This is a genomic window from Pseudomonas sp. B21-059, assembly GCF_026016285.1.
Classification (GTDB): domain Bacteria; phylum Pseudomonadota; class Gammaproteobacteria; order Pseudomonadales; family Pseudomonadaceae; genus Aquipseudomonas; species Aquipseudomonas danubii.
The window spans coordinates 5,990,159-6,015,028 of record NZ_CP087201.1 but is presented as its reverse complement, the minus strand read 5'-3'; the positions used below and the strand labels follow the sequence as shown (position 1 = coordinate 6,015,028).

At 64.6% G+C, this 24,870-nt stretch carries 18 protein-coding genes; 8 read left to right on the top strand and 10 right to left on the bottom strand.

The window, feature by feature from the left end; all coding sequences use genetic code 11:
- Positions 1 to 8: 8 nt before the first annotated feature.
- The 4 genes from LOY69_RS26720 to LOY69_RS26705 all read left to right on the top strand — a co-directional run bounded on the left by LOY69_RS26720 (position 9) and on the right by LOY69_RS26705 (position 2,711).
- Positions 9 to 767 carry a substrate-binding periplasmic protein gene (locus LOY69_RS26720; protein WP_110652019.1) on the top strand — a complete coding sequence of 253 codons (759 nt, stop codon included), beginning with the start codon at positions 9 to 11 and terminating at the stop codon, positions 765 to 767.
- Positions 768 to 880: 113 nt separating this feature from the next.
- The gene (gene ribA / locus LOY69_RS26715) at positions 881 to 1,498 is read left to right on the top strand and encodes a GTP cyclohydrolase II (protein ID WP_102865295.1); all 618 of its coding nucleotides are present in this window, start codon (positions 881 to 883) and stop codon (positions 1,496 to 1,498) included.
- A complete protein-coding gene (locus LOY69_RS26710) occupies positions 1,495 to 1,914 on the top strand; it encodes an MFS transporter (protein ID WP_102865296.1) in 420 nt (139 codons plus the stop codon). The genes ribA and LOY69_RS26710 overlap by 4 nt, the downstream gene beginning before the upstream one ends.
- Positions 1,914 to 2,711, top strand: a complete 798-nt coding sequence (locus LOY69_RS26705; protein ID WP_123390296.1) for a cobalamin-binding protein — start codon at positions 1,914 to 1,916, stop codon at positions 2,709 to 2,711. The genes LOY69_RS26710 and LOY69_RS26705 overlap by 1 nt, the downstream gene beginning before the upstream one ends.
- Before the next feature lie 16 nt (positions 2,712 to 2,727).
- Here LOY69_RS26705 and LOY69_RS26700 read toward each other — a convergent pair whose 3' ends face one another.
- From LOY69_RS26700 to LOY69_RS26655, 10 genes are all read right to left on the bottom strand, one after another.
- Positions 2,728 to 4,620: a TonB-dependent receptor domain-containing protein gene (locus LOY69_RS26700; protein ID WP_265073829.1), complete on the bottom strand. Its 1,893-nt coding sequence runs from the start codon at positions 4,618 to 4,620 to the stop codon at positions 2,728 to 2,730.
- Positions 4,621 to 4,721: 101 nt separating this feature from the next.
- Positions 4,722 to 6,620 carry a 1-deoxy-D-xylulose-5-phosphate synthase gene (gene dxs, locus LOY69_RS26695; protein ID WP_102882372.1) on the bottom strand — a complete coding sequence of 633 codons (1,899 nt, stop codon included), beginning with the start codon at positions 6,618 to 6,620 and terminating at the stop codon, positions 4,722 to 4,724.
- A 112-nt stretch (positions 6,621 to 6,732) separates the two neighbouring features.
- A complete protein-coding gene (locus tag LOY69_RS26690) occupies positions 6,733 to 7,620 on the bottom strand; it encodes a polyprenyl synthetase family protein (RefSeq protein WP_265073828.1) in 888 nt (295 codons plus the stop codon).
- A complete protein-coding gene (locus LOY69_RS26685; RefSeq protein ID WP_011063724.1) occupies positions 7,617 to 7,859 on the bottom strand; it encodes an exodeoxyribonuclease VII small subunit in 243 nt (80 codons plus the stop codon). Before LOY69_RS26685 ends, LOY69_RS26690 begins: the two co-directional genes overlap by 4 nt.
- A gap of 111 nt (positions 7,860 to 7,970) precedes the next feature.
- Complete coding sequence (locus tag LOY69_RS26680) at positions 7,971 to 9,134, bottom strand: Fic family protein (protein WP_265073827.1); 1,164 nt, start codon at positions 9,132 to 9,134, stop codon at positions 7,971 to 7,973.
- Positions 9,135 to 9,239: 105 nt separating this feature from the next.
- Positions 9,240 to 10,553, bottom strand: a complete 1,314-nt coding sequence (locus tag LOY69_RS26675; protein ID WP_265073826.1) for an MFS transporter — start codon at positions 10,551 to 10,553, stop codon at positions 9,240 to 9,242.
- 20 nt (positions 10,554 to 10,573) lie between these two features.
- Complete coding sequence (locus LOY69_RS26670) at positions 10,574 to 11,512, bottom strand: LysR substrate-binding domain-containing protein (RefSeq protein ID WP_110652023.1); 939 nt, start codon at positions 11,510 to 11,512, stop codon at positions 10,574 to 10,576.
- A 77-nt stretch (positions 11,513 to 11,589) separates the two neighbouring features.
- The gene (locus LOY69_RS26665; RefSeq protein WP_265073825.1) at positions 11,590 to 13,596 is read right to left on the bottom strand and encodes a CocE/NonD family hydrolase; all 2,007 of its coding nucleotides are present in this window, start codon (positions 13,594 to 13,596) and stop codon (positions 11,590 to 11,592) included.
- Positions 13,597 to 13,645: 49 nt separating this feature from the next.
- Entirely contained in the window at positions 13,646 to 14,947 is a 1,302-nt protein-coding gene (locus LOY69_RS26660; RefSeq protein WP_123390307.1) for an OprD family outer membrane porin, read from the bottom strand.
- Positions 14,944 to 16,515 carry a BCCT family transporter gene (locus tag LOY69_RS26655; protein WP_265073824.1) on the bottom strand — a complete coding sequence of 524 codons (1,572 nt, stop codon included), beginning with the start codon at positions 16,513 to 16,515 and terminating at the stop codon, positions 14,944 to 14,946. The genes LOY69_RS26660 and LOY69_RS26655 overlap by 4 nt, the downstream gene beginning before the upstream one ends.
- A gap of 594 nt (positions 16,516 to 17,109) precedes the next feature.
- Here LOY69_RS26655 and LOY69_RS26650 point away from each other — a divergent pair.
- From LOY69_RS26650 to LOY69_RS26635, 4 genes are read left to right on the top strand one after another with little or no spacing between them, the layout of a single operon-like run.
- On the top strand, positions 17,110 to 17,901 hold the full coding sequence (locus LOY69_RS26650) for a YfaP family protein (protein ID WP_265073823.1): 792 nt from the start codon (positions 17,110 to 17,112) through the stop codon (positions 17,899 to 17,901).
- 37 nt (positions 17,902 to 17,938) lie between these two features.
- Entirely contained in the window at positions 17,939 to 19,651 is a 1,713-nt protein-coding gene (locus tag LOY69_RS26645; protein WP_265073822.1) for a DUF2138 domain-containing protein, read from the top strand.
- Positions 19,636 to 20,295 carry a DUF1175 domain-containing protein gene (locus tag LOY69_RS26640; RefSeq protein WP_102882362.1) on the top strand — a complete coding sequence of 220 codons (660 nt, stop codon included), beginning with the start codon at positions 19,636 to 19,638 and terminating at the stop codon, positions 20,293 to 20,295. The genes LOY69_RS26645 and LOY69_RS26640 overlap by 16 nt, the downstream gene beginning before the upstream one ends.
- Positions 20,292 to 24,869, top strand: a complete 4,578-nt coding sequence (locus LOY69_RS26635; RefSeq protein WP_320110042.1) for an alpha-2-macroglobulin — start codon at positions 20,292 to 20,294, stop codon at positions 24,867 to 24,869. The genes LOY69_RS26640 and LOY69_RS26635 overlap by 4 nt, the downstream gene beginning before the upstream one ends.
- The last annotated feature ends 1 nt before the right edge of the window (position 24,870 follow it).

The following is a 24,870-nucleotide window of genomic DNA, read 5'->3' as shown; positions in this document are numbered from 1 at the left end:
AATTAGGCATGGATGTCTGCCGCGTGCTGCTGGTGTTGCTGGTTGCCTGGAGCTGTTGCAGCGTCCGGGCCGGCGAGCTGCAGGCGCCATCCGGGCAGATTCGCATCGCCAGTGAGGTCTGGAGCGAATACACCGAGGCCGACGGCGATGGGTTGGCCTGGGACATCCTGCGCGAAGTCTTCGAGCCCGTGGGAATCACCATCGAGCGTTACAGCGTGCCTTATACCCGTTCGGTCGGGTTGGTGCAGCGCGGCGAGGTGGATGCACAGGTTGGGGCTTATCGCGACGAATCGCCGGGCGTGCTCTACCCGCACTGGAACTACGACACGGACCACATCTACGCCCTGGGCCTGGCGAGCAGTCCGGAACTGAGCCCGGCGACGCTCGGCAGTTACCGACTGGTCTGGGTGCGTGGCTACAAGTACCAGGACTACCTGCCCAATGTTCGCCGCTACAACGAGATCCGGCGGCGTGTCGGTATCCTGCCGATGCTGCTCTACAGTCGCGCCGACTACTATATCGATGCCCAGACCGAGATCGATTATGTGCTGAGCCAGGCTCAGGACCCGAGCCAGTTCAAGCGCACCCATTTGGCCGAGCTGCCGCTGTACCTGGGGTTTGCCAGTAATCCCCGGGGCCGGGAAATGCGCGAGCTGTATGACCAGCGCATGGCGCAGTTGGTGAGTACAGGGCGATTACGGCCAATCTTCGAGCGTTGGAAGCAGCCTTATCCCTTTGATGGGAGTCCGCGTCCGGCGGTCCGTTGATCAAACTTATCGATATTTATCTCCGATAATTCAGCCTAAGCGTGCAGTGGAGGCTGCTGTTACAATGCCGCCTCTGCGAATCTCCAGTCCTCATACAGATCAGGAGCACAACAGTGCCCGTCGTTTTTGTTGCCGCCTCCAAGCTGCCTACACCTTTTGCGCAATTCACCATGCATGGTTTTCTCGATGAAGCCACCGGTCGCGAGCACGTCGTGCTCAGCCTGGGGGACATCGCCGATGGCGCGCCGGTTCTCGGTCGCCTGCACTCCGAATGCCTGACCGGTGACGCCCTGTTCAGCCAGCGTTGCGATTGCGGCTCGCAGCTGGAAGCCGCCCTGCGGGCCATCGCCCGGGAAGGTCGCGGCGTATTGCTGTACCTGCGTCAGGAAGGTCGCGGTATTGGCCTGCTGAACAAGATCCGTGCCTATGAGCTGCAAGATGGTGGTGCCGATACCGTGGAAGCCAACGAGCGCCTGGGGTTCGCCGCGGATCAGCGTGACTACGGCATGTGCCTGCCGATGCTCGAGCATCTGGGGGTCAAGTCCCTACGCCTGATGACCAACAACCCGCGCAAGGTCAAGGCACTGACCGAGATGGGCATCCAGGTTGCCGAGCGGGTGCCGCTGCACACCGGGCACAACCCCCACAACAAGCTGTACCTGGCGACCAAGGCCAGCAAGCTCGACCACATGATGGGCAACGAGCACCAGGGCGAGGTCGACCGCGCGTGACTCGGGGTCAAGTCAAACGGCGTCTGACCGTAAGCTGGTGGCAATACCTGGCTCTGGCCTTGCTGCCGCTGTTTGTGATCAACCTGGTGTTTGGTCAGGGCGAGGCGTTGATGCCCGTGCTGGCGATGCCATTCTTTATCGCCGGTACGGCCTCGATGTTCGTCAGCCTGCGTTTTTTCAACGGCTACAAGCATGCCTTGATCGCCGCCGGCAAAGCCCTCGATACCCCTGAGGAGCCTGCCGCCTGGATCACCCTGGCGGCCCGTCGTCGCGCCGCCTTCCTGGCGGCATCCTTGCCCGCCTGGATCGGTGCCCTGGCAGTGTTTGTCGGCCTGGAAGCGGTGCCGCTGATGCTCCTGGCGCTGTCCACCGCGGTGCTGTTCTACCTCTACCGTATTCCTCGTCAGCTGGGCTGATGTGGCGCTGGCTGGCGGTCCTGTGCCTGCTGGCCAGCGTTCCGACGCTGGCTGCGCCGCGAGTGGTCAGCCTGGCGCCGTCGCTCACGGAAATCGTCGTGGAGCTGGGCGCTGCCGAGTTGCTGGTGGGAGTGCTGGACGCCGGTGAGCGGCCAGCGTCGCTCAAACACCTGCCTTCGGTGGGGCGTTACGGCCAGCTGGATATCGAGCGCCTACTGAGCCTCAAACCTGACCTGCTGTTGCTTTGGCCAGGCAGTGTTGGCCCGGCCCAGCGCGACCAACTGGCGCGCCTGGGCATTCCCACCTACGTTGCCGAACCCCATGATTTCCAGCAGTTGCTGGCGCAGATCGCCGAGATCGGCGAGCGCCTGGGCCGCCCGGCCGTCGGGCGCAATCTGGCAGACGAGTTGAATGGTCAGCTGGCCAGCCTGCGTGCACGCTATCACCGCGAGCCCGCCGTGCCGGTGTTCTATCAGGTCTGGGATCAGCCGCTGTACACCGTGGGCGGCGGGCAGATCATCAGTGAAGCCTTGGGTGTCTGCGGGGCGCGCAATGTATTTGCCGACCAGCACCTGCCGGCGCCCCAGGTCAGTATCGAATCGGTATTGCAGCGTAATCCGCAGGCGATCCTGGCCACCGCCCAGGGGCAGTTGGATGCCTGGAAGGCCTGGCCGCAGATCGCGGCGGTGCGGCAGGGGCGGTTGTTGCTGGTGAGGGACAAGGGCCTGGAACGGCCCAGTGGGCAGATGATCGTAGCGACTGCCAAGCTCTGTGCCTTGATCGCGCCTGAGCGCTGAGCCCCTTCGGCGGATCTTACAGCTCGGGCGTCCAGGTCACGCCGAGCATCCAGGTGCGGCCTTCGGTGCGGTAGCCATAGTTGTTGCCGTCGTAGCGGTAGAGCGCTCGGGAGTAGGACTTGTCGAAAAGATTGTCGAGCTTCAGGTCCAGTTTGATCTCGCGATTGACGGCCCAGCTGCTGCGCAATCCAACCAGCCCATAGCCGCCCAGGCGCGCCTGCTTCTGCGGGGATTGATCTTCGCGGCTATCGCTGACCAGTTGCCAACTGGCGCCCAGGCCCAACTGCTCGAACTGCCGGTCCAGATCCAGGTTCAGGGTGCGCCTGGCCCGGCGTGGCAGTTGCTCTCCGCTCTGACGGTTGCGTGGGTCGATGATGGCGGCGCCAAGGCTGCTCTGCCAGCCGAACCACTCCTGCTTCAGGGCCGTTTCCAGGCCATTGATCCTCGCCGAGCCGATGTTCTCCGGGCGCTGCGCGCCGAAGTCGAAGATGATCGCGTCCCTGATGTCGGTACGGTACACCGATGTTTCCAGGCGGCTGCTTGGCGTCAGTTGGCTGCGCCATTGCAGTTCGTAGCTCCTGGAGTGCTCCGGCTTGAGGTCCGGGTTGCTGAAGCCTGGGTAATACAGGTCGCTGAAGTTCGGCGCACGGAAGCCTTCGCTGTAGGACAGCAGCAGGTCGTTGTCCGGATTCAGTGGCAGGGTCAGGGTGCCGCTCCAGGTGTTCTGGCTGCCGTACTGCTGGTTCTGGTCACGGCGCAGGCCCAGTTCGGTGGAAAAGCTCTCGCCTTGAAACCGATGCTGGATAAAGGCTCCACGATTCCAGCGGCTGTCTTCGGCGAAGTACAGCGGGGTGCTACCGATGAAAAAGGCCGGCCCGGTATTGAGTCTGTCCTCATACCAGTCGGCGCCAAGGATCAGGCTGTGCTGCGCATTCAGGCGCAGATCGTTTTGCCAGGCGAGCGAGTCGCGGTAGGTGTTGAACACGCTGTTTTGGTCGCTGAGCTTATCTCGCTTGAGGTCGCGGTTCTCGCTGTGGCCCAGCTCCAGTCGCGACTGCCAGCGGTCATTGACCGTCGCATCGATAAAGCCGCTGACACTGCTGACGGTGAAGTCGGTGTAAGGGTCCTGCTCCGGGCCGAACGGATTGTCATAACGGCTGCGGCCTCGGTTATCCAGCAGGTTGAAGCCCACTTCCAGGTCGTCGCTGAGGGCATGGCTGAGGGTGAAGCTCAGGGATTGGTTGCGGTAGCCATCGTGATCCGCATCGCTGGGGTAGGAGGCGTGGGTCCAGTCGATTCCGGCGCTCTCATCCAGGTTGGCGCCGAGGCTGAAGCGAGTCTGGGCGTCGCCGCCGGAAAGGCCCAGGCTGCGTTCCCAGGTCTGGTTGCTGCCAGCGGCGACACGCATGCGCCCATGCAGCCCCGACTCGGCGCCGCGCCGGGTGAAGATCTGGATCACCCCGCCAATGGCGTCGCTACCGTAGATCACCGAGCGCGAGCCACGCAGCACTTCCACCCGTTCGATCTGCTCGACGCTGATGAATTGCAGGTTGCTGTCGCCGGAGGATGAACTGCTGATGCGCTGGCCATCCACCAGCACCAGGCTCTGGGCCGAGTTGGTGCCGCGAATGAAAATGTTCGGCAGGTTGCCGCGTCCGCCGCTCTGGGCAACCTGGACCCCGGGCGCCCGTTGCAGCAGGTCGGTCAGGCTGGTGGGTTGCAGGCGGTCGATATCTTCCCGGGTGAATACCGTGTTCGCCGCGCTGCTGTCGTTGCGCGCCTGTACCTGGCGGTTGGTGCTGATCAGTGTCTCGGACAGTTTCAATGCCTGACCGCGCCCGAGAGTCTCGGCCAGGAGTTCAGTGCAAGGCAGGAGGCAAAGGGGCAGGGCAAAGCGAGCAAGTTGCATGGCTATTCCATTAGCGCACTGCGGCCTTGACCGCGTACAGCGAAAGGTCGGGTTTTGCAGCACACGCCCGCGTGGCGGGCGTGTGCATTCGAGTGTGGCGGTTACAGGCCCAGCAGTTCCAGACGCTGGCGCACCGAAGCTTCGATGCCGGCTTCGTCGAGGCCGCATTCGGCAAGCATCTGCGCCGGTTTGGCGTGCTCGACGTAGGCATCCGGCAGGCCCAGGTGCAGGATCGGCTTGAGGATGTTCTCGCGGGCCAGGAATTCGCTGACCGCGCCACCGGCGCCGCCCATGATGGCGTTTTCCTCGATGGTCACCAGCAGTTCGTGGCTACCGGCGATCTCGCGGACCAGGGCTTCATCCAGGGGTTTGACGAAACGCATGTCGACCACGGTGGCGTCGAGCTTTTCGGCCACTTGCAGGGCTTGGGCCAGTTGCACGCCGAATACCAGCAGGGCCACTTGCTTGCCTTGGCGGCGGATCACGCCCTTGCCGATCTCGATCGGTTCCAGGTCCTTGTCGATCGGCGCGTTGGGGCCGGTGCCGCGCGGGTAGCGCACGGCGGCGGGGCCGTTGTACAGGTGCCCGGTGCTGAGCATCTTGCGCAACTCGTTCTCGTCGCTCGGGGTCATCACCAGCATGCCGGGGATGCAACGCAGGTAGGACAGGTCGAAGCTGCCGGCGTGGGTCGGGCCGTCTTCGCCCACCAGGCCGGCACGGTCGATGGCGAACAGCACATCGAGGTTCTGTACCGCCACGTCGTGGATCAGTTGGTCATAGCCGCGCTGCAGGAAGGTGGAGTAGATCGCCACCACCGGCTTGGCGCCTTCGCAGGCCATGCCGGCTGCCAGGGTCACTGCGTGCTGCTCGGCAATCGCCACGTCGAAGTAGCGCAGCGGGAAACGCTCGCTAAAGGCCACCAGGTCCGAGCCTTCCTTCATCGCCGGGGTGATGCCCACCAGGCGCGGATCGGCGGCGGCCATGTCGCACAGCCACTCGCCAAAGACGCCGGAATACTTCGGACCGCCGGCCTTTTTCGGTGCGGCCGCCGGAGCATCCAGGGGTTCCAGTTTGGTGATGGCGTGGTAGCCGATCGGGTCGACTTCCGCCGGGGCGAAGCCCTTGCCCTTCTTGGTCACCACATGCAGGAACTGCGGACCCTTGAGGTCACGCATGTTGCGCAGGGTGGCGATCAGGGTCGGCAGGTCGTGGCCATCGATGGGGCCGATGTAGTTCCAGCCCAGTTCTTCGAACAGGGTGCCGGGGACCAGCATGCCCTTGGCGTATTCTTCGGTGCGGCGAGCGATTTCCCAGGCACCGGGCAGGCGCGACAGCACTTTCTTGCTGCCTTCGCGCATGCTGGCGTAGGTGCGGCTGGAGAGGATCTTGGCCAGGTAGTTGGACAGCCCGCCGACATTGCGCGAGATCGACATGTCGTTGTCGTTGAGGATCACCAGCATGTTGGCGTCCACTTCCGGCGCGTGGTTCAGCGCCTCGAAGGCCATGCCCGCGGTCAGGGCGCCGTCGCCGATCACTGCGATGGCCTTGCGCTCGCTGTGCTGCAGGCGGGCGGCGATGGCCATGCCCAGGGCGGCGCTGATGGAGGTGCTGGAGTGGCCGACGCCAAAGGTGTCGTACTCGCTCTCGGAGCGCCGCGGGAAGGCCGCGAGGCCATCTTTCTGGCGCAGGCTGGCCATCTGTTCGCGACGACCGGTGAGGATCTTGTGCGGATACGCCTGGTGACCCACGTCCCACACCAGCCGGTCGTCCGGGGTGTCGAACACGTAATGCAACGCAATGGTCAGCTCGATGACCCCGAGGCCGGCACCGAAATGCCCGCCGGTCTGGCCGACCGTGTAGAGCAATTCCAGGCGCAACTCATCGGCCAGGGTTTCCAGCTCGGCTTCACCTAACCGACGCAGGCCGTCCGGCGTCTGGGCACGGTCGAGCAGCGGCGTGGTAGGGCGTTTGCGGGGAATCTCATGAAACGTCGTGGGCATCAGGCGAATCGTTATAGGTATAGAAAGAGGCGGCAGTTTACCTTATGCATCGCAAGCTGCCCACGCGGAGCGCCGAACTTGGCCGATATGCGGTCCGGCTATCGGGAGTTGATCAGCTGCGGCGCTCGACGATATACCGCGCCAGCTCGCGCAAGGGCTCGGCCGCTGCGTCAAACGGACGCAGCGCATGCAGCGCCTGGTCCCGCAATTCCAGGGCGTATTCCTTGGCTGCGGCCAGGCCCAGTAGCGCCGGGTAGGTCGGTTTGTCCCGAGCGATGTCGGCACCCTGGCGCTTGCCCAGGGTTGCGGTATCGCTTTCGACGTCGAGGATGTCGTCCTGCACCTGGAATGCCAGGCCGACTGCCTGAGCGTAGGTCTGCAGGGCCTTGAGCTCGTCTTTCTCGGCCCGGCCGCTGGCCAGGGCCCCGAGAATCACGCTGGCTTCAATCAGCGCGCCGGTCTTGTGCCGGTGCATGTACTCCAGGGCTTTCTGATCGAGCTTGAGCCCCACCGAGCCCAGGTCGATGGCCTGGCCGCCCACCATGCCCGCCGGGCCTGCGGCCTGGGCCAGGGTGGTGACCATGCGCAGGCGGATCTCGGCGCTGGCGTCGCTCAGGCCCGGGTCCAGCAGGGCGCTGAAGGCCAGGCTCTGCAGGCCGTCGCCGGCGAGGATCGCGCAGGCTTCGTCGAACGCCTTGTGGGTGGTGGGCTGGCCGCGACGCAAGTCGTCATCGTCCATGGCCGGCAGGTCGTCGTGGACCAGGGAGTAAGCATGAATCAGTTCCACCGCGCAGGCCGCGCCGTTGGCTTGCTCGGGCCTGCCGCCCAGCGCCTCGCAGGCGGCGTAGGCCAGCAGCGGGCGCACGCGCTTGCCGCCATTCATCACGCTGTAGCGCATGGCTTCATAAAGGCGGGCAAGTTCGGGGCTTGGAGCGGTGAGCAGGGTGTGCATTGCAGCGTCGACGCGGGCCTGGCTGGTGGCCTGATAAGCGGCAATCATTCTGGCTGTTCCGCGTCGAAAGGTTGTTCGGCCAGTTCGCCATCGCGCTCCAGCAGGATCTGCACCTTCTGCTCGGCCTGGGCCAGGGCGGCCTGGCAATCACGGGTCAGGCCGATGCCTTGTTCAAAGGCGGTCAACGAGTCTTCCAGCGACAGCTCGCCGTTCTCCAGACGCTCGACCAGGGTTTGCAGGTCGGCGAGGGATTGTTCGAAATCTAAGGCAGCTTTTTTGCGGGCCATGGCGGCTATCCCGGTTGACGTTAAACCGGCGCGACACTAGCAGACACCGGGGTTTCGGGCAAATGAGAAGCGCTTGCTGGCCCGGGTTTCAGTGGCCTTGGCTTGCGCTTTTCACGGAGTTTTTCCTGGGGCTCCAAGACGCTCCGGCAGGTTCGCTGCATAGCGGGTGCTGCGGCCACCTCCGGGCAAGCGGATGATGCAGCCTTTGGCCAGCAGGTCGGCCAGGTGGCGGGTTGCGGTGGCCTTGGAGACCTTGGCCAGCGCCTGGTATTGGCTGGCGCTGATGCCATGGGCAAAGCTGTCCTGATCCCCGTCGAACAGGCGATTGAGCACTTTGATCTGTTGCGCAGACAGCGCCTGCTGGCGGTGCTGCTGCCAGAAGCGAGTCTTGTCCAGTACCCGGTCGATGCGTGACATCGCCTGCTGCAGGCTGCTGAGCAGGGTTTGCAGGAACCACTCCAGCCAGGCACTGATATCCATCCCGCCGCGCTGGCTGTTTTCCAGTATCCGGTAGTAGCCCGCGCGGTCCTTGAGGATGCTGGAGGACATGGCATAGAAGCGAATAGCCTGGTGTTCGGCCTGGGCCAGAGCCAGGTCAGTGATGGCTCGGGCCAAACGGCCGTTGCCGTCATCGAAGGGGTGCAGGGTGACGAACCAGAAATGCGCGACCCCGGCCCGCAGCAGCGGGTCGAGCCCGGGCAGATGACGGCTGGACTCGAACCATTCCAGGAAGCTCTGCAACTGTTGCTCAAGGCCGGCTCTGGGCGGCGCCTCGAAGTGTACGGTGGGACGATCGAGGCGACCTGACACCACTTGCATCGGTGCCTCCCCGCGCAGTTCGCCGACCCGGATCGGCAGGCTCATCAGGTGCTGCTCTTGCGTGGGAAACAGCCACTGATGCCAACGCATCAGTCGTGCAGGGCTCAGGGGTTGGGCAAAGTGCTGGGTGGCATCCAGGGTCAGCTCCGCCAGGCCTTCGCTGCGTGGGCTGGTGCGGCTTTCCAGAGGGAGCTCCAGGCCCAGTCGCCGCGCCAGGGATGAGCGCACCGAGCCGACATTCAGATGTTCACCTTCGATGGCAGATGAAGTGAGGATGTTCTGCAGCAACGCGTCCAGTTCACTTTGGACGCTCAGTTCCTGGTCCACCACGCCCGACATGCCCAACAAACGGCCTTGAGCCTGAGCGCATTCGCGCAACAGCGGCGCAAGACGCTCGGCCTGCCAGTCGAAGCTGTGCCAGGTAGGGTGTTGCCAGATCCAGCGTGGGTGGTCCATGGACGGGCTCTCTGGGGATGAGCCGAATACATGCTCTATTCAGCTCTTACGGTGAGCCGAATAGAGCATGTATTCGGCTCAGCGTCCAATTAAACCCTGCCTGAATCAGGCGGATGCAGCGTCGGTCTTGAGCGTGCTGTGCCCTGGTTCACCGGGCGGCGGCGCCTGGATCAGCCACTCCCCGGGCACAGCCTCGATGCGTGGATCAAGGGTCGAGGCCTGCACGCTTGGCGGATGCTCGGGCATGGCCACGTGCTGCAACGGCGCGTCGTCGACCCGGAACTCCCCGCTGACCTTGCTCGGTTGTACCCGCCAGGCCAGCAGCAGGGCGAACAGCGAAAACACCATGTACAAGGCGTTGTGGCCATAGAGGTTCATCAGCGCGCCGCTGAGCAGCGGCCCCAGACAGGCGCCGACGCCGTGGGTGGCCAGGAGCATGGCGCTCAGGGCCACGCGTTGGGGTTGCTCAATGTGGTCGTTGGCCAGGGCGACCGCCAGTGGGTAGAGGCTGAACAGCAGCAGGCCGCTGAGGCAGGCGAACAGCAGCAAGAAGGTAAACGACAGGCCGACCAGCCCCCACAAAGGCACAGTCACCAGGCACAGGAGCAGCGCGCAGGCGCGGATCAGTCGTGCGCGGTCGAGGCGATCCGAAAGCCAGCCGAGCGGCCACTGGCCGCACAGCCCGGCCAGGATCGCCACGGCGACGAAAGTGCCGGCCTGGGCCGTGTCCAGGCCGCTCAAGGTGATGAACACCGGTGCCAGGGCATAGAACGAACCGACCAGCAGTCCGGTGATGAACACCGTGCTCAGGGCTTGCGGCACCCGGCGCCAGAAAAAGCCGATCTGCAGGGGGGCTGCCACCAGCTTGGCCGGGTGCAGGCGTCGGGTCAGGGCGACGGGTATCAGGCAGGCGGCGAAACACAGGGCGACGATCAGCAAAGGCTTGAAGTCCAGCTCGGGACGCCAGATCAGCACGCTCTGACCCAGCATCAAGCCCAGGGAGACCGCCACCATGTAGCCGGCGAACACCGCGCCGCGCTGCTGGTTGCCCGCCTGCTCGTTGAGCCAGCTTTCGATCACCATGTACTGGTTCATCATCACCAGGCCGGTGATGAAGCGCAGCACCAGCCACAACCACAGATCTTCGAACAGCAGGTGCAGGAGCACGATCATGGTCGCGGCACCCGCGCAGGCGACGTAGGAACGGATATGACCAACCGCGGCGATCATCCGATGGCCGAACTTGGCGCCGCAGACCATGCCGGCGTAATAGGCGGCGGTCAGGCCACCGATCCACAGTTCGCCGACCCCGTCGCTGGTCAGGCGCAGGCCGATAAAGCTGAAGAACAGCCCGTTGCCGGCAAGCATCAGGAGGGTGGCGCAGTAGAGCGCGGGGAATGTCAGCAGGTTCAGGTTCATGAGTCGTCAGGTCGGGGCGGTCAAGGACCGGTGTCGTGGGCAAGGTGGGTGTGTTCCAGCAGCCATTGGCGAAAGCGGCGTACGGCGGATGGCGGATTGCGGTGGTGCGGTTGCATCAGGTTCAGGCGCCCGCGGCTGGGCATGCGCTGCGGCAGTGCGCGTTGCAGGCGTCCGGCGGCGAGTTCGTCCTGCAGCAGGCTTTCCCAGCCCAGGGCTACCCCCTGGCCCATCACTGCCGACTGCATCAGCAACTGGTAGCTGTTGGTGCGCAGGGCATGTTGCGGGGAGTGATAGGTCGCGCCCACGGCACTGAACCAGTCGGACCAGGTCAGCCAGTCGTGATAGTGGTCTTCGACAATCAGCAGCCGGTGTTCCTGCAGCAGGTGTTGCGGATCACGAATCGGCCCCTTGCGGCTCAGGTAGTCCGGGCTGCAGACGCAGATCACCTGCTCCCCGGCAAAGACCGGGGTCAGCTCCAGGCCCAGGGGCGCCGGCAACTCGTCCAGGTGATAGAACAGTCCCAGGTCGTACTCGCTGACATCCAGGTGCAGGGGGCTTTCACTGCAGAGGATGCGGATGTCCAGCTCCGGATACAGGCTCTGGAACGCTGGCAGCAGGCGCGCCAGCCAGATCGAGCTGATGGTCGGGGTGCTGGCCAGGGTCAGCTGGCGCTCGGCGCCGCGCCGGCGCAGTTCCGCCGACTCGCGGTCCAGCTCGCGCAGCAGGCGCTGGATGGTGCGAAAGTAGCGCTCGCCCGCCGGGGTCAGGCTGATGCCCAGGTTGTGGCGGTGGAACAGCGGCCGGGCGAGGTTTGCCTCCAGACGCTTGATCTGGCGGCTCACCGCGCTCTGGGTCAGGTTCAGCTCCTGGGCGGCCCGGGTAAAGCTCAAATGACGGGCCACGGCCTCGAAAGGCTGCAGGCAGTTGAGAGGGGGCAGATCGACGTTTCGATGCGACATGCGGGTACCAGTCTACAGGGGCGGGCGCTGTGTCCTGCGTCCCGCCGAGTCTCGGAGATTGGGCATCCTGCCACGCTTTACAGCGTGGATCGGGCGATCCGTTTGTGCCACTGGCGTTGATGAATCTGCCGGCCATCGAGTCGCGCAACCTGGGTGGCGCGCAGGTAGAACCATTGTGCGTCGGCGTGCAGGCCCAGGGTGCTGTCCACTTCCACCGACCAGGTGCCGCGACCGGCCCGGTACTGCCATTGGATATCGGCTCGGGTCGACAGCGGGTCCCAGGGCAGGGTGCGGTACTGCTCGGTGCAGCGCTGGTCGACCCACAGGCCGTGATCGAGCAAGCGCATGGCGCCCAGGTCGTCGTCGATACGCACGCAGACTTCGCCGCTGGCCACGTCTTCGCTGAGGCTGCGCTTGGGGGCGGCGGCGCGGATGATTTCCAGGTTGGCCGGCGGGGCGCTTTGCGGGGCTTCGAACGGACACGCCACGGGTTCGCCGATGAACACCGGCAATTGCACGCTCTGCACCTCGGGCAGCAGGGTCAGGGTGGTCAGTTCCCGGGCCGGCCACAGCAACGGGAAGCTGGCGGTGCTCAACGCCAGGCGCAGGCGATAACCGGCCGGCAGGCGATAACCGACATGGTCGAGGTTGAAGCGAACCTGGAGGGGCGCGCCGGGCTCGGGTGGGCTGGCCACGGCGAAGTCGTCGCGCAGCGACAGGTTCAGGGTGCCGTAGGTGATCTGCGCCACCTGACCGTCCGGGGCTACGGCATTGAGCCGGGCGACGATCTGCCCGCAAGGCCGGTCCGAGGTCAGACGCAGGTCCAGGCGCACATCACCCAGCAAGGCCAGGGGCTCGCTCAAGGGCTGGCTGTCGAAGCACAGTGAATGGGCATCGTCCCGGCGCTGGTCGGTGGGGCCGTCCGGTCCGAACCAGATGGCGCAGTACTCGCCCTGATGCAGGCCGGTGGTCAGGGGCGAGCAGATGCTGCGACTTGCGCTCAGCGCTTGCGCTCCCGCGCTGAGCCCGCTGTCGCTGAGGCTGAAGGTCTGCCACTGGATCTGTGGATCGGGCCAGCCGGCGGTCTGCACCCACACGCCCGGGCGTTCGGCGTAGCTGGCTTTGGGCGGCACGGCGTCCTGCAGGTAGAAGGTGCAGGCGGGCTCGTCCATCACCCCGTTGTCGATGCCCTTGAGCCAGTGGTCCCACCAGCGCTTGGCCTCCTGGAGAAAACCAATGGCCGGGTTGGGCACGGCAAAGTGCGGGTACTTGTGAATCCAGGGGCCGAGCAGGGCTTTCTTCGGGCCATTCAGGTGCTGCATCAGGCGCGGCACGCTGTTCTTGTAGGCATCGCCCCAACCGCCGATGCAGTACACCGCGGCCTTGATCGCCGCGTAGTCCTCGCACACCGAGCCCTGGCGCCAGTAGTCGTCACGGGTCTGATGCTGCAGCCAGGTTTCGGCCAGCATCGGCATGGCGTCCAGGCGTTGCTGCCATTGCGCCTGCCAGTCCTGTACCAGCAGCGGGTCCGGTACGGCGGCGCTGAAGTTGAGCATGGTGGCGGCCCAGCCCTGGTTTTCCATCAACAGGTTGCCACCCTTGTAATGAATGTCGTCGGCGTAGCGGTCGTCGGTGGAGCACAGGGTAATGATGGCTTTCAGTGCTGCGGGTTGATGGGCAGCCACTTGCAGGCCGTTGAAGCCGCCCCAGGAGATGCCCATCATCCCCAGGTTGCCGTCGCACCAGGGTTGGGCGCAGAGCCAGTCGAGCACCTCCAGGGCGTCCTGCTGCTCCTGGGGCAGGTACTCGTCGGCCATCAAGCCCTGGGACTCGCCGTTGCCACGCATGTCCACGCGCACGCAGGCGTAACCCTGGCCCGCCATCCAGGGATGGGTCAGGGCATCGCGCACTGCGGTGCCATCGCGCTTGCGATAGGGCAGGTATTCGAGAATTGCCGGGTAACGCCGGGTGCCGGCATCGGCCGGCAGCCAGATACGCGCAGCCAGTTGGGTGCCGTCACGCAGAGGGATCAGGCAGTGCTCGATCTCGCGGATCGGATGGGGAAAGTCGCGGATGACGTCCATGGGCTACTCCAGTCGATAAAGGGGCCGGCACCGGGCCGAGCGCGGTGGATCACAGCAGGCTGAAGGGGTACTCGGTGACCAGGCGGATGTGGTCGACATCGCCGTTCGAGGTTCCGTTAATGCGGTAGGTGCCCTGGCGCAGGCTCAGGGACAGGTCCTTGGCGACGCCGCTCTGCACCCGGTAGCTCAGGTCGATGTCCCGCTCCCATTGGCGCTCCTTGTCGGCGTAGTAGCGGTAGGGGCTGTCTTTGGGGATCCGCCGGCCGTCGACATGGCTGCCACGGATGTAGCGGGTGCCGAAGGACAGGCCGGGCAGGCCCAGGTGCTCCAGGTCGAGTCGGTAGCCCAGGCTCCAGGAACGCTCACCAGGGCCGTTGAAATCGGCGATCAGCGAGGCGTTGGCCAGGTAGATCGAGCCGTGGAAGCCGCCGCCGCTCAGGGCCAGATAGTCGAAGGGCTGCTGGCCATGGATGCGTTGGTGGGCCAGGGTCACGGTGTGCGGACCATCCTTCAGGGCCAGCGCCGCCGACCAGGCCGTTACGGCGATATCCCCGGCCAGGGCCTTACCATCGTCCAGGGAACGATAGAGCCGCAGGTCCAGGTTCAGGCTGCGCCGCTCCTCGGCGTCCAGGGGCTGGTCGAGGTTGAGGTTGACGTAGTGCTGGCGCCACAGGTCCTGGTAGCGCGAGCTGTAGAGCCCCAGCCCCACCTGCGGATGCAACTGGTAGGTGCCGCCCAGATAGCTGGCGTCGCCGCCCTCGACCCTGGCGTAGCCGGCGTGGAAGCCGCCCCGATGACCGGTCTGGTTGAAGTCCCGGGAGGCGGTGAAGTGTCCGCCCTCCAGCAACAGGCCTTCCACCTCGCGGCTGCTGAAGGCCAGGCCGGTGGCGGTGGCCGGCATCAGCCGGTTGTCGGCCAGGGCCAGCACCGGGGTCTGTGGCCGCAGGTCGCCGTACTTCAGCTCGGTATTGGACAGGCGCATTTTCAGCGCGGCCCCGGCAGTGGCCGATTCCCGGCGGCTGCTGCCGTCGCTGTCGCTGACCAGCATCATGGTGCGCGCCCGGCCACCGCCGCTGTCGAGTCGGGTGGCGAAATAGGCATGGGCATCCAGGCCCCAGCCCAGGGTGCCCTGGGTGTAGCCGGAGGCGTAGTCCAGCTGCAGGCCCTGGCCCCACTCGCGGGCATCCAGGTCCAACTGACGATGGTCGTTGTTGCGGTAGTTGTTGCGCACCAGGCCGTTGATTCGGCTGTCTTCGACAAAGCCCCGGGATTGCGCCTGACTGGCGTGGGCCAGCGCGGGGCAGAGCAGCGTCAGGCCCAGGCCGCCAAGGATCAGGAGACGGACGTTCATGGGGTAGGCCCTCGTGGCGAGTGGCTTTCCCCGAGCTCTTCCGCTGGCAGCGGCGGTGTCAGCAAGGACGGGTTTTTCATCCAGATGATCAGTGCGCTGCTGGAGAGCAGGACAATCAGCATGCCCGGCAGGCCGCCCAGGTTGGAGAGCATCTTGACCCCGCCGATGCCGACGTAGGCCACCATCACCCAGGACACGCAGCCGATGATCGCGCCCCAGATCACCTTGAGCAGCGGGCTGCCGTCCAGATCGGAGTCGGCGGTGACCCCGCGACTGCACAGATTGCCGATGACATCGGTGCTGGAGTCGGCAGCAGTAACGAAGGAGATGAAGGCAATGAACAGCAGGAAGGCAATGATCAGGCCGCTCGCCGGCAGCTGTTGGAACACCTGGTACAGCACATGCTCCACCCCTTGCTCGTTGAGCACACGGTTGAGTACCCCATCACCCTGGGCGTCGAAGTACAGGCTGCTGCCGGAGAAGATGCAGATCCACAGGGCGGTGAACAGCGCCGGGTAGAGCATGGAGATGTGGATGAATTCGCGCACGGTATAGCCACGGCCGATCTTGCCCAGGAACATGGCGCTCACCGGGGCCCAGGCGAACCACACCGACCAGTAGAACACCGTCCAGCTCTGGGGCCAGTTGTCGCCACTGGCCGCGCCGGTGAACAGGCTGCGGCCGAAGAAGGTCTGCAGGTAGGTGCCGAAGGACTCGATGCCGAGGCTGAGGATGTACAGGGTCGGCCCGCAGACCAGAACGAACAGCCCCAGGGCCAGCATGATCCAGGTGTTGAAGGTGGAGAACTTGACGATGCCCTTCTGCAAGCCGCTGGCGGCGGAGAACACGAAGGTGGCGACGATCACCGCGATGATCAGTCCCAGGCGCAGCGGCGTGGTGTCACCGCCGATGTACTGGCTCAGGCCACCGGACAGGGTCAGGGCGCCGGTGCCCAGGGAAGAGGCCATGCCCGCCACCAGGGCGAACATCGCCAGGGTGTCGATCAGTCCGGCATGGCGCTTGACCCATGCTGCGCCAAGCAGGGGTTGCAGCATGGCGCCGATGGAGAAGTGGCCGCGCAGGTTGTAGAAAACCAGGGCGAACACCAGTGAGGGCACCAGATAGATGGCGTAGGGCGTCAGGGTCCAGTGCAGGAACATGCTGGACATGGCGAAGTGCTTGGCCTCGCTGCTGCCGGCTTCGATGTTCAGGCTCGAGGGCGGGCCATACAGGTGATAGAGCGGCTCGGCGGTGGTCCAGAACAGCACGCCGACCGCCAGGGTGGTGCACAGGGCCACCATGAACCAGCGCGGCTTGCTCAGCAGGGGCTTGGCGTCTTCGCCACCGATGCGCACCCGCCCCAGGGGCGAAAAGTAGACGATGGCGGTCAGTACCAGGAGAAAGAAGCTGCCGGCACTGAACAGCCAGGAAAAGTTGTCGAGGATGATCCGGTTGAGCTGCCTGCTCACCACCAGGAAACCCTGCAGATCAAGGTAGCTGGCGATCACCGCCGCCAGCAGAATCAGAAAGGTGGGCCAGAAGACCCAGGCTCTTAACGGATACTTCATCAGTGAGGCACTCCCGTTGCTTATCTTTTTTATGGCCAGGCGAGGCCGCAATCACAGGGCGCCGCGGTGCAACGCTGCGGCGTTCTTAGATAAGCGTTGAGTGGTGCGCTGTAGCAATCGACTAATGGGTATGGGGTCATTCCCTGAGGGAATGCGCGATGGCCCCTGGCTGCCATGGGCGATGGCCGGGCCGATTGGTGCAACAGGCATTCCAGAGCGCTTGCCGCAGGGTCGATCGGCAGCCGTCGGTGGTTGGCGGCCGGACGCTTGCGAGTGCTGGAGAGAGGGGGCCTCTGGGGCAGATTCGTACTTGAACTAAGGGTTTTTCTTGTCGGCTGATGAGGTGCGCAATTGGTGGCGTATGGCCACCTTTCTCGGCGCGGATAATGTCGCCGTAGTGGCACCTGCGGAGCGGACTTCAGCAGGGTGTCGATTGCCTTGCAAAATCCCTTTTCGCCAATTGTGCAACAGGCGCCAAGTCGCTAATCTGCGGCCTTTCCAGCGCCCTTTGTCGCCGGGCACTCTTTCTGAATATTTGCAGCCGCGCCGAGGATCTGGCGCCAGGGTTTTCCCATGCATGGCAGGACGCATTACATGCGCGTTTTATCCTCCCTCCTGCTGACCTTGCTGGTGGCAGGGGCGGTGTTCGCCGAACCTTCCGCCGAACTTCAGGAACCCCTGGCCGGCTGGCGCTATTCCGGACTGCTGGACCGCACCGAGCAGGACCGGGTGGCCTATCCGACGCCACCCATCGACCGCGGCACTCAACGCAACCGCACCCTGATCGAGGGCCAGCTCAAGGCGATCGGTCACTTGCGCCAGCCCCATAGCCTGTCGGTCAACGGCAATCCGCTGAACCTCTACACCGACGAACAGGGCCGCTTCGCTCGCCCTTATGCGTTTGGTGCCGGCTCCAACAGCGTCGAAGTGCGCAGCTCCGAGGGCAAGTCCCTCAAGCGCGTGCAATTCTACGAAGCCAATCAGAACAAGACGCCCCCACGCATTCGCGTGGTGCTGGGCTGGGATGATCCCAAGGCCGAGCTGGACATGCACATCATCACCCCCGACGGTCAGCACGCGTTCTTCGGTCATCCCGGTTTGACCAACGGCGGCGGCCTGGACCCGGACGGCGTCGACGGGCCGGGCCCGGAAATGTTCACCATGACCGCGCCGCTGCGGGGCACCTATCTGATCTACGTCAACTACTGGGGCAACTTCGGCGGTGGCGGGTACAACTTCGACGAAGGCAGCAATCAGAACGAGGTGATCACCTCGCAGATCAACCTGATCCTTAACGAAAACACCGTCGATGAGAAACGCGAGACCTTTATCGTGCCCATGCGGGCCATCGGCGACCTGTTGCTGGTCAAGTCTTTCAACTATTGAACATCCCGCACCACGGATGAATTGGGCTTTGTGAATCATGAGCGAAAACACAGCATCCCCGGCGGCCGGCGTTCCCGGCCCTGTTCAACCCGGTAGCAAACGGCGCTGGCCAGCACTGGTCGCGGGCCTGTGTCTGGTCGCCGCCGCAGTCGCGGGTGTGGGCTGCAAGCCCAAGACCCCGGTGGCCGAACTGGCCGGCGACAAGCTGGGCCTGAGTCGCCCCGACGGGCTACTGGAAACCCACTCCCTGACGCAACTGCCCAAGGACCTGCTGGCGGTGCCTTTCCTGAAGGAAACCCTGACCGAAGACTTCGTCTTCTATTACCAGGCCCACGCCGACCGCCTGGGCCTGATCGGCAGCCTGCGGCGGATCATCTACGAGCATGACCTGAAATTGCAGGACAACCTGATCGAGCAACTGTTCGACCAGCCGGCGGATGTGGCGCTGTGGCGCGGTGTCGATGGGCGCCTCAAGGATTTCCTGCTGGTGATGGATCGTGGCGGGCTGGCCAAGCTGCTGGAGCCCCTGGCCAAGGTTGCCCTGGACGACACGCAACTGAGCAAGCTGGCTGAGCTGAAGGTCGGCGGCGATGCGGTGACCCTCTACCAGTTGAACTACAACGCCGGTAAATCCCTGGCGTTCGCTTCCCACGGCGACAAACTGGTGGTGCTGTCCAACCCGGCTAAGCTGTATGACCTGAGCAGCGGTGCCGACGATGAGCACGGCGCCGTCTCCACCGCTGCCCTGGAAGCCCTGCTCAACGGTGACAAACTGTTCCCCGAAGCCTTTGGCCTGGAGGCGCGCAAGCCTGAAGTGCAGCAGCGGTTGGCGGTCAACTCCAGTGTCCTGGCCATGGGTTACCAGCGCTTCATCCCCAACTTCGCCGGCCTGCGCTTCGATATGGACGCCCAGGGCTGGCACAGCTACCTGGCCATGCAAGAGCAGGACAACCAGCCGGCCTTCGACTTCAAGCCGATCTGGCAGGCCATGCCCATGGGCGCCAGTGCCTGCGTGGCGTTGCCCCTGGCAGCGGAGCAGCAGAAACCGCTGCTGGTCAAGCTCGGTGCCGAAGAGGCGGTGGCCAGCAGCCTGACTGAACACATGGCCGGCACCGCCGGCCTGTGCTGGTACGCCGACTCGCGGCTGTACACGCCGCTGCTGGTGGCCAGCCTCAAGGACAAGGACAACACCCAGCTCGATGGGGAACTGGGCAAACTGTTCGGTTCCATGGTCGGGGCTCGGGAAAGCAAGGTGCCGGAGCGCATCTTCCCCGTGGTCGAGCAGCAGAACGGCGAGGTGCGCCAGTGGCAGCGCCAGGTCAGTTCCAACTTCGGTCAGTACCCGGCCAAGGAAGCCAAGGACCCGCAAGCCATCACCGGCCGCGCCTTCATGCAGGTCAGCCTGGCTCGCCATGGTTCGACCCTGGTGTTCTCCCTGGACGACAAGCTGGTGAGCAAGGCCCTGGACACTTTGGATAAGCGCTTCCCGCCCCTGGCCGATGTGGTACCCAAGGATGCACTGATGCCGGTGTACCTGGGCCCGCAATCCCTGGCGCAGTTGATCCAGCAGGAAACCTTCGACAGCTTGCCCCAGGACATGGAGCCGGTGTTCAACAACGCTGCGCAAACCTACCTGGTGCCCAAGCTGCGCACCCTTGGCGGTTACGGCAAGTACGCCCTGACTCTGCCCGAAGGCAGCGAGCCCAACGGTCACTGGCAATGGCTGCCCCTGCAATGGCGCGCACTGTGAGTGCATGGCGCAAAAGCCTGGGCAGTCTCGGCCTGCTGGCCCTGTTGCTGAGCAACGCCGTGGGCGCGACCCAGGCGCCGCCGTTGGACGTGCAGCAGTCCCAGGTGTTTCGCGCCTGGTTCGTGCGCATCGCCCAGGAGCAACTGAGTCAAGGGCCGAGCCCGCGCTGGTACCAGCAGGACTGCGCCGGCCTGGTGCGCTTTGCCGCCAACGAAGCGCTCAAGGCCCACGACAGCAAATGGCTGCGGGCCAACGGCATGTCCAATCGCTACCTGCCGCCGGAGCTGCAACTGAGCGAAGGCCAGCGTGGCCTGGCCCAGCAGTGGCAGCAGGGCGGCGGCCAGACCGGGCCCTACGTCAACGCCATCAAGCTGATCCAGTTCAACAGCCATCTGGTCAGCCGTGACCTGGGCCAGGCGCGCCCCGGCGACCTGCTGTTCTTCGACCAGGGCGACGACCAGCACCTGATGATCTGGATGGGCCGCAACATCGCCTATCACACCGGCACCACCACCCCCACCGACAACGGCATGCGCTCGGCCAGCGTGCAGCAACTGATGACATGGAAGGACACTCGATGGATACCCGACCCCGCCAACCCCAACTTCATCGGCATCTATCGACTGAACTTCCTCACCCAATGAGCGAATCGCGTATGTGGCGTTTTCTGTTTCGACTGACTGTTGTTCTGACCCTCGCGGCCCCCGCGAGCCTGGTCAATGCCGAAGACTCGGTGCCGTCCAGCGATTACGCGGCGGTCTCCGGCGAGAGTTTCTTCCTCCTGGCCGACAGCAGCTTTGCCAGCGACGAGCAGGCCATGGTGCGCCTTGAGGCCCCGGGTCGGGATTACCGGCGCTTTCGCATGGAGCCCTACGGCGGCGCGGACATCCGGGTGTACCGGATCAACCAGCCGCTGGACTTCCTCAAGCGCCAGAAGAACCTGCACCGGGTGGTCAGTGACGGCCAGTTCAAGGGCGAGGGCCTGTCCAACACCCTGGCCTACCTGTGGGACAACTGGTATCGCAAATCCCGCCGGGTGATGCAGCGCGCCTTCTCCTACGAGTCACGCAAGCAGGTGACCGAGGAGGTGCCGGAATTGAAGGTCGGCAATTCGATGCTGGCGCCGACGCCTTATGACGCCCAACCGCAATTCGCCCTGATTCCGGGGCTGCCGCTGGTGACCCAGTTCCGTTATCCGCTGTGGCAGGCCAAGCCGATCCAGCCGCCGGCCGGGGTTGACCTGTCCGGTTCCTCCAGCCAGTTCATCAACGTCGCGCCGGGCAACGTCTACATCCCGCTGGGGCAACTCAAGCCGGGCCTGTACCTGGTGGAAGCCCTGGTGGGCAAGTACCGTGCGACCACCATGGTCTTCGTCTCCAACACCGTGGCGGTGAGCAAGATTGCCGGCGATGAGCTGCTGGTCTGGGCCGCGGGCAAGCATGAAGGCAACTCCGTGCCCAAGGTCAACGTACTGTGGACCGACGGCCTGGGCGTGATGAACAGCGGCGCCACTGACGAACAGGGCCTGGTGCGCCTGAAACACGTCAGCCCGGAGCGCTCCTACGTGATCGGCGAGGACCAGGAAGGCGGGGTGTTCGTCTCTGAGAACTTCTATTACGACAGCGAAATCTACGACACCAAGCTCTATGCGTTCACCGACCGGCCGTTGTATCGCCCGGGGGACTGGGTATCGCTGAAAATCGTCGGCCGCGAGTTCAAGAACGCCCGGGATTCGGTGCAGCCGGGTGCCGGCACGGTGAATGTCAGCGTGCTGGATGCCGCCGGCACCGCGCTGCAGAACCTGACCCTGAATCTGGATTCCAAGTCTGGCACCCAAGGCCGTTTCCAACTGCCGGAAAATGCCGTGGCCGGTGGTTATGAGTTGCGTTTTGCCTACAAGGACCAGGTCTACAGCAGCGCCTTCCGCGTGGCCGAATACATCAAGCCGCACTTCGAGATTGCCCTGAGCCTGGCCAAGCCGGACTTCAAGACCGGCGAGCCGGTGAAGGGCAACCTGGTGCTGCTCTATCCGGACGGCAAGCCGGTGGCCAATGCGCGCCTGCAACTGAGCCTGCGGGCCCAGCAGCTGTCCATGGTGGACAACGAACTGCAGTACATGGGCCAGTTCCCGGTGGAACTGACCAGTGCCGAGCTGACCACTGACGCCAAGGGCAGTGCCACCCTCGATCTGCCGGCGGCCAGCAAGCCGAGCCGCTACATGCTCACCGTGTTCGCCAGCGACGGCGCGGCCTATCGGGTCAAGACCACCAAGGAAATCCTCATCGAGCGGGGCGCGGCGAGCTTCAGCCTGAGTGCACCGCAGCGTTTCAGCGCTGCTGGCGACAAGGTGCAGTTCAGCTACGTCAACCAGAACACCGGTGAGCAGAGCCAGAAGGTTTCCCCCAGCCGCTACAGTTGGGTGCGCCTGGAAGACCAGTCCACCGGTGAGGGCAAGCTGGGCGAGGCCGACAAGGGCTTTGCCCTGGCCTTCGAGCGTCCCGGCACCTACAACCTGACCCTGAAGGACGAGCACGACCGAGTACTGGGCGGCACCAGCCACTCGGTCACCGGCGAAGGCGTTAAAGCGGTGCCGGGCACCGTGGAAATCGTTCTCGACAAGGCCGAATACAAGAACGGTGACGAAGCCCTGGCGCTGATTACCTTCCCCGAGCCGATCAACGATGCGCTGCTGTCGCTGGAGCGCGACAAGGTCGAAGCCACGGCGCTGCTGTCCAAGGGCGGCGACTGGCTGAAGGTGGAAAAACTCAGCCCTACCCAGTACCGCGCCCGGGTGCCGGTGAAGGACAACTTCGCACCGAACCTGACGTTCTCTGTGCTCTACACCAAGGGCGGCGAGTACAGCTTCCAGAATGCCGGGATCAAGGTGCTGACACCGCAGATCGATGTGGCCATCCACACCGACAAGGACAAGTACCAGCCGGGTGACCTGGTCACCGTGGACCTGTCCACCCAGTTCGCCGGCAAGCCGGTGCCGGCGCACCTGACCGTCAGCGTGGTGGACGAGATGGTCTACGCGTTGCAGCCGGAAGTAGCGCCGAGCATCGACCAGTTCTTCTACCACCCTCGGCGCAACAACGTGCGCACCAGCGCCAGCCTGTCGTTCATCAGCTACGACGTGGCCCTGCCGGGCAGCCCGACGGCCCCGGGCAAGGCCAATCGCAGCGAGCGTGGGGTCAAGGTGCTGGAGCGGCCACGTCGTGAAGACGTCGACACCGCCGCCTGGCAGCCGGAGCTGGTGACCGATGGCAGCGGCAAGGCGCGTTTCACCTTCCGCATGCCGGATTCCCTGACCCGCTGGCGCATTACCGCTCGGGCCATCGCCGATGACGGCCAAGTGGGGCAGAAGAAACAGTTCGTTCGTTCCGACAAGGCTCTGTACCTGAAGTGGAGCGGCCCGAGCCGCTTCCGCAGCGGCGACAAGCCGGACCTGGGGGTATTTGCCTTCAGCCAGTCCGAACAACCGGTCAAGGCCGAGCTGGTGATTCATTACGCCGGGGAATCCCAGCGCCTGCCGCTGACCTTGAACAGCGGCATCAACTATGTGGCGCTGCCGGCCATTGCCCCGGGCAATGGCGAGTGGAGCGCCGAGCTGGTGCAGGGCGGCAAGACTGTGGACGCCCTGGCTGTGCGTCTGGTGAGCAGCGCGGCCGGCTGGCAGACGGTGCAAACCCAGAGCCTGGACGTGGTCAGCACCACGACGCCGTTGGGCCTGCCGGCCGATGCCGCAGAGATTCGCCTGCGTCTGGACGACAGCCCGCAAGCGCTGTTCCGTTCGGCCCTGGATGGGTTGCTGGAATACCCCTATGGCGGCGTCGAGCAGACCGCCAGCCAGTTGCTGCCGTTGAGCGTTGCCTACCCGGCGCTGGCCAGTAACCCGCAGATCCGTGATCGGTTGCGCCTGATCATGCAGAACAGTCGCCTGCGCCTGGTGCATATGGCCGGGCCGCAAGCAGCCTTCACCTGGTGGGGCGAAGACGCCGAACCGGATGCGTTCCTCACCGCCTATGCCTATTACGCTGACTGGAATGCCAGCAAGGTCATGGACCTGAACCTGCCGCCGGAACACTGGCAGCGGGTGCTGGAGGTCTATGCCAAGCAGGCCGGCAGCACGCCATTGCTGCAACGGGCGCTGATCCTGTCCTTCGCCCGTGAGATGAACCTGCCGATCAATACTCTGGTCAGGGGACTGATGGACGACCTGGCCAAGGTGGGGGCCGGTCCGGCTGCCAGCATGGATGACGACAGCAGCGACAGCCTGGTGATGGTGGACCCGGATTCGGCCCTCGGCCTGGCCAGCGCCCGGGTGCTGACAGCCGCCCTGGCGCGAGACGCCAAGGTCACGCCGCCACCAGCCTTCGTGGCGCAGTTGGAGGCGGCACAGCAGCAGGTCGATATCAGCTCGCAGCCGTTCGCTCAGGCAATGAATCTGTCCTTGAAGCCTTTCGATCAAGCGACGGCGCGTGCATTGCTGCAACGTCTGCTGCCATCGCAACCGACCCTGGACCGTGCTCTGGCCCTGACCTGGCTGCAGCGTAGCGTGGCCCAGTCGGCACCGGCCGAGGCCCTGAATCCGGGGCAGGGCTGGCAACAGCAGCAGGGCGCCAGCGGCGAACGCTACTGGCAGTGGCAAGGGCCGCAGTTGCCGGCCGTGCTGACCCTGGACAAGGTGCCGGAGCGTCCGCTGCAGGCCTCGGTCAGCTACCTGAGCAAGCTGGACATGGGCACGCCGTCGCCGGTGAACATTACCCGTCGCCTGTTGCGCCTGGTGCCCGGGGATGAAGCCTTCACCTTCAAGCTGGAGCCGGTGGGCAACAAGCCGATCGCCAGTGACGGCCTGTATCTGGACGAAGTGATCATTGCCAACGAGGGCAACCGGCCGCTGCTGTACGGCATGCTGGAAGTGCCGTTGCCGCCGGGCGCCGATGTCGAGCGCACCACCTGGGGTATCAAGCTGGCCGGTCCTGCGGGCACTGAAGCGGCGTCCCTGGAAAAAGCGCGTTTTGAACCCGGGCAGATGAGTTACGCGGTGCCGCTGGATGCGTTGAACGACAACAGCGAAGTGCGTCTGCGGCATCTGATCCGCTTCTCCCAGAAGGGCCAGTTCAACCTGCCTGCGGCACGTTACTACCAGGTGTATGCGCCAGAGCATCAGGCCCAGGAACGTACGCCGGCACTGGGTCAGGTCACGGTCAAATAAC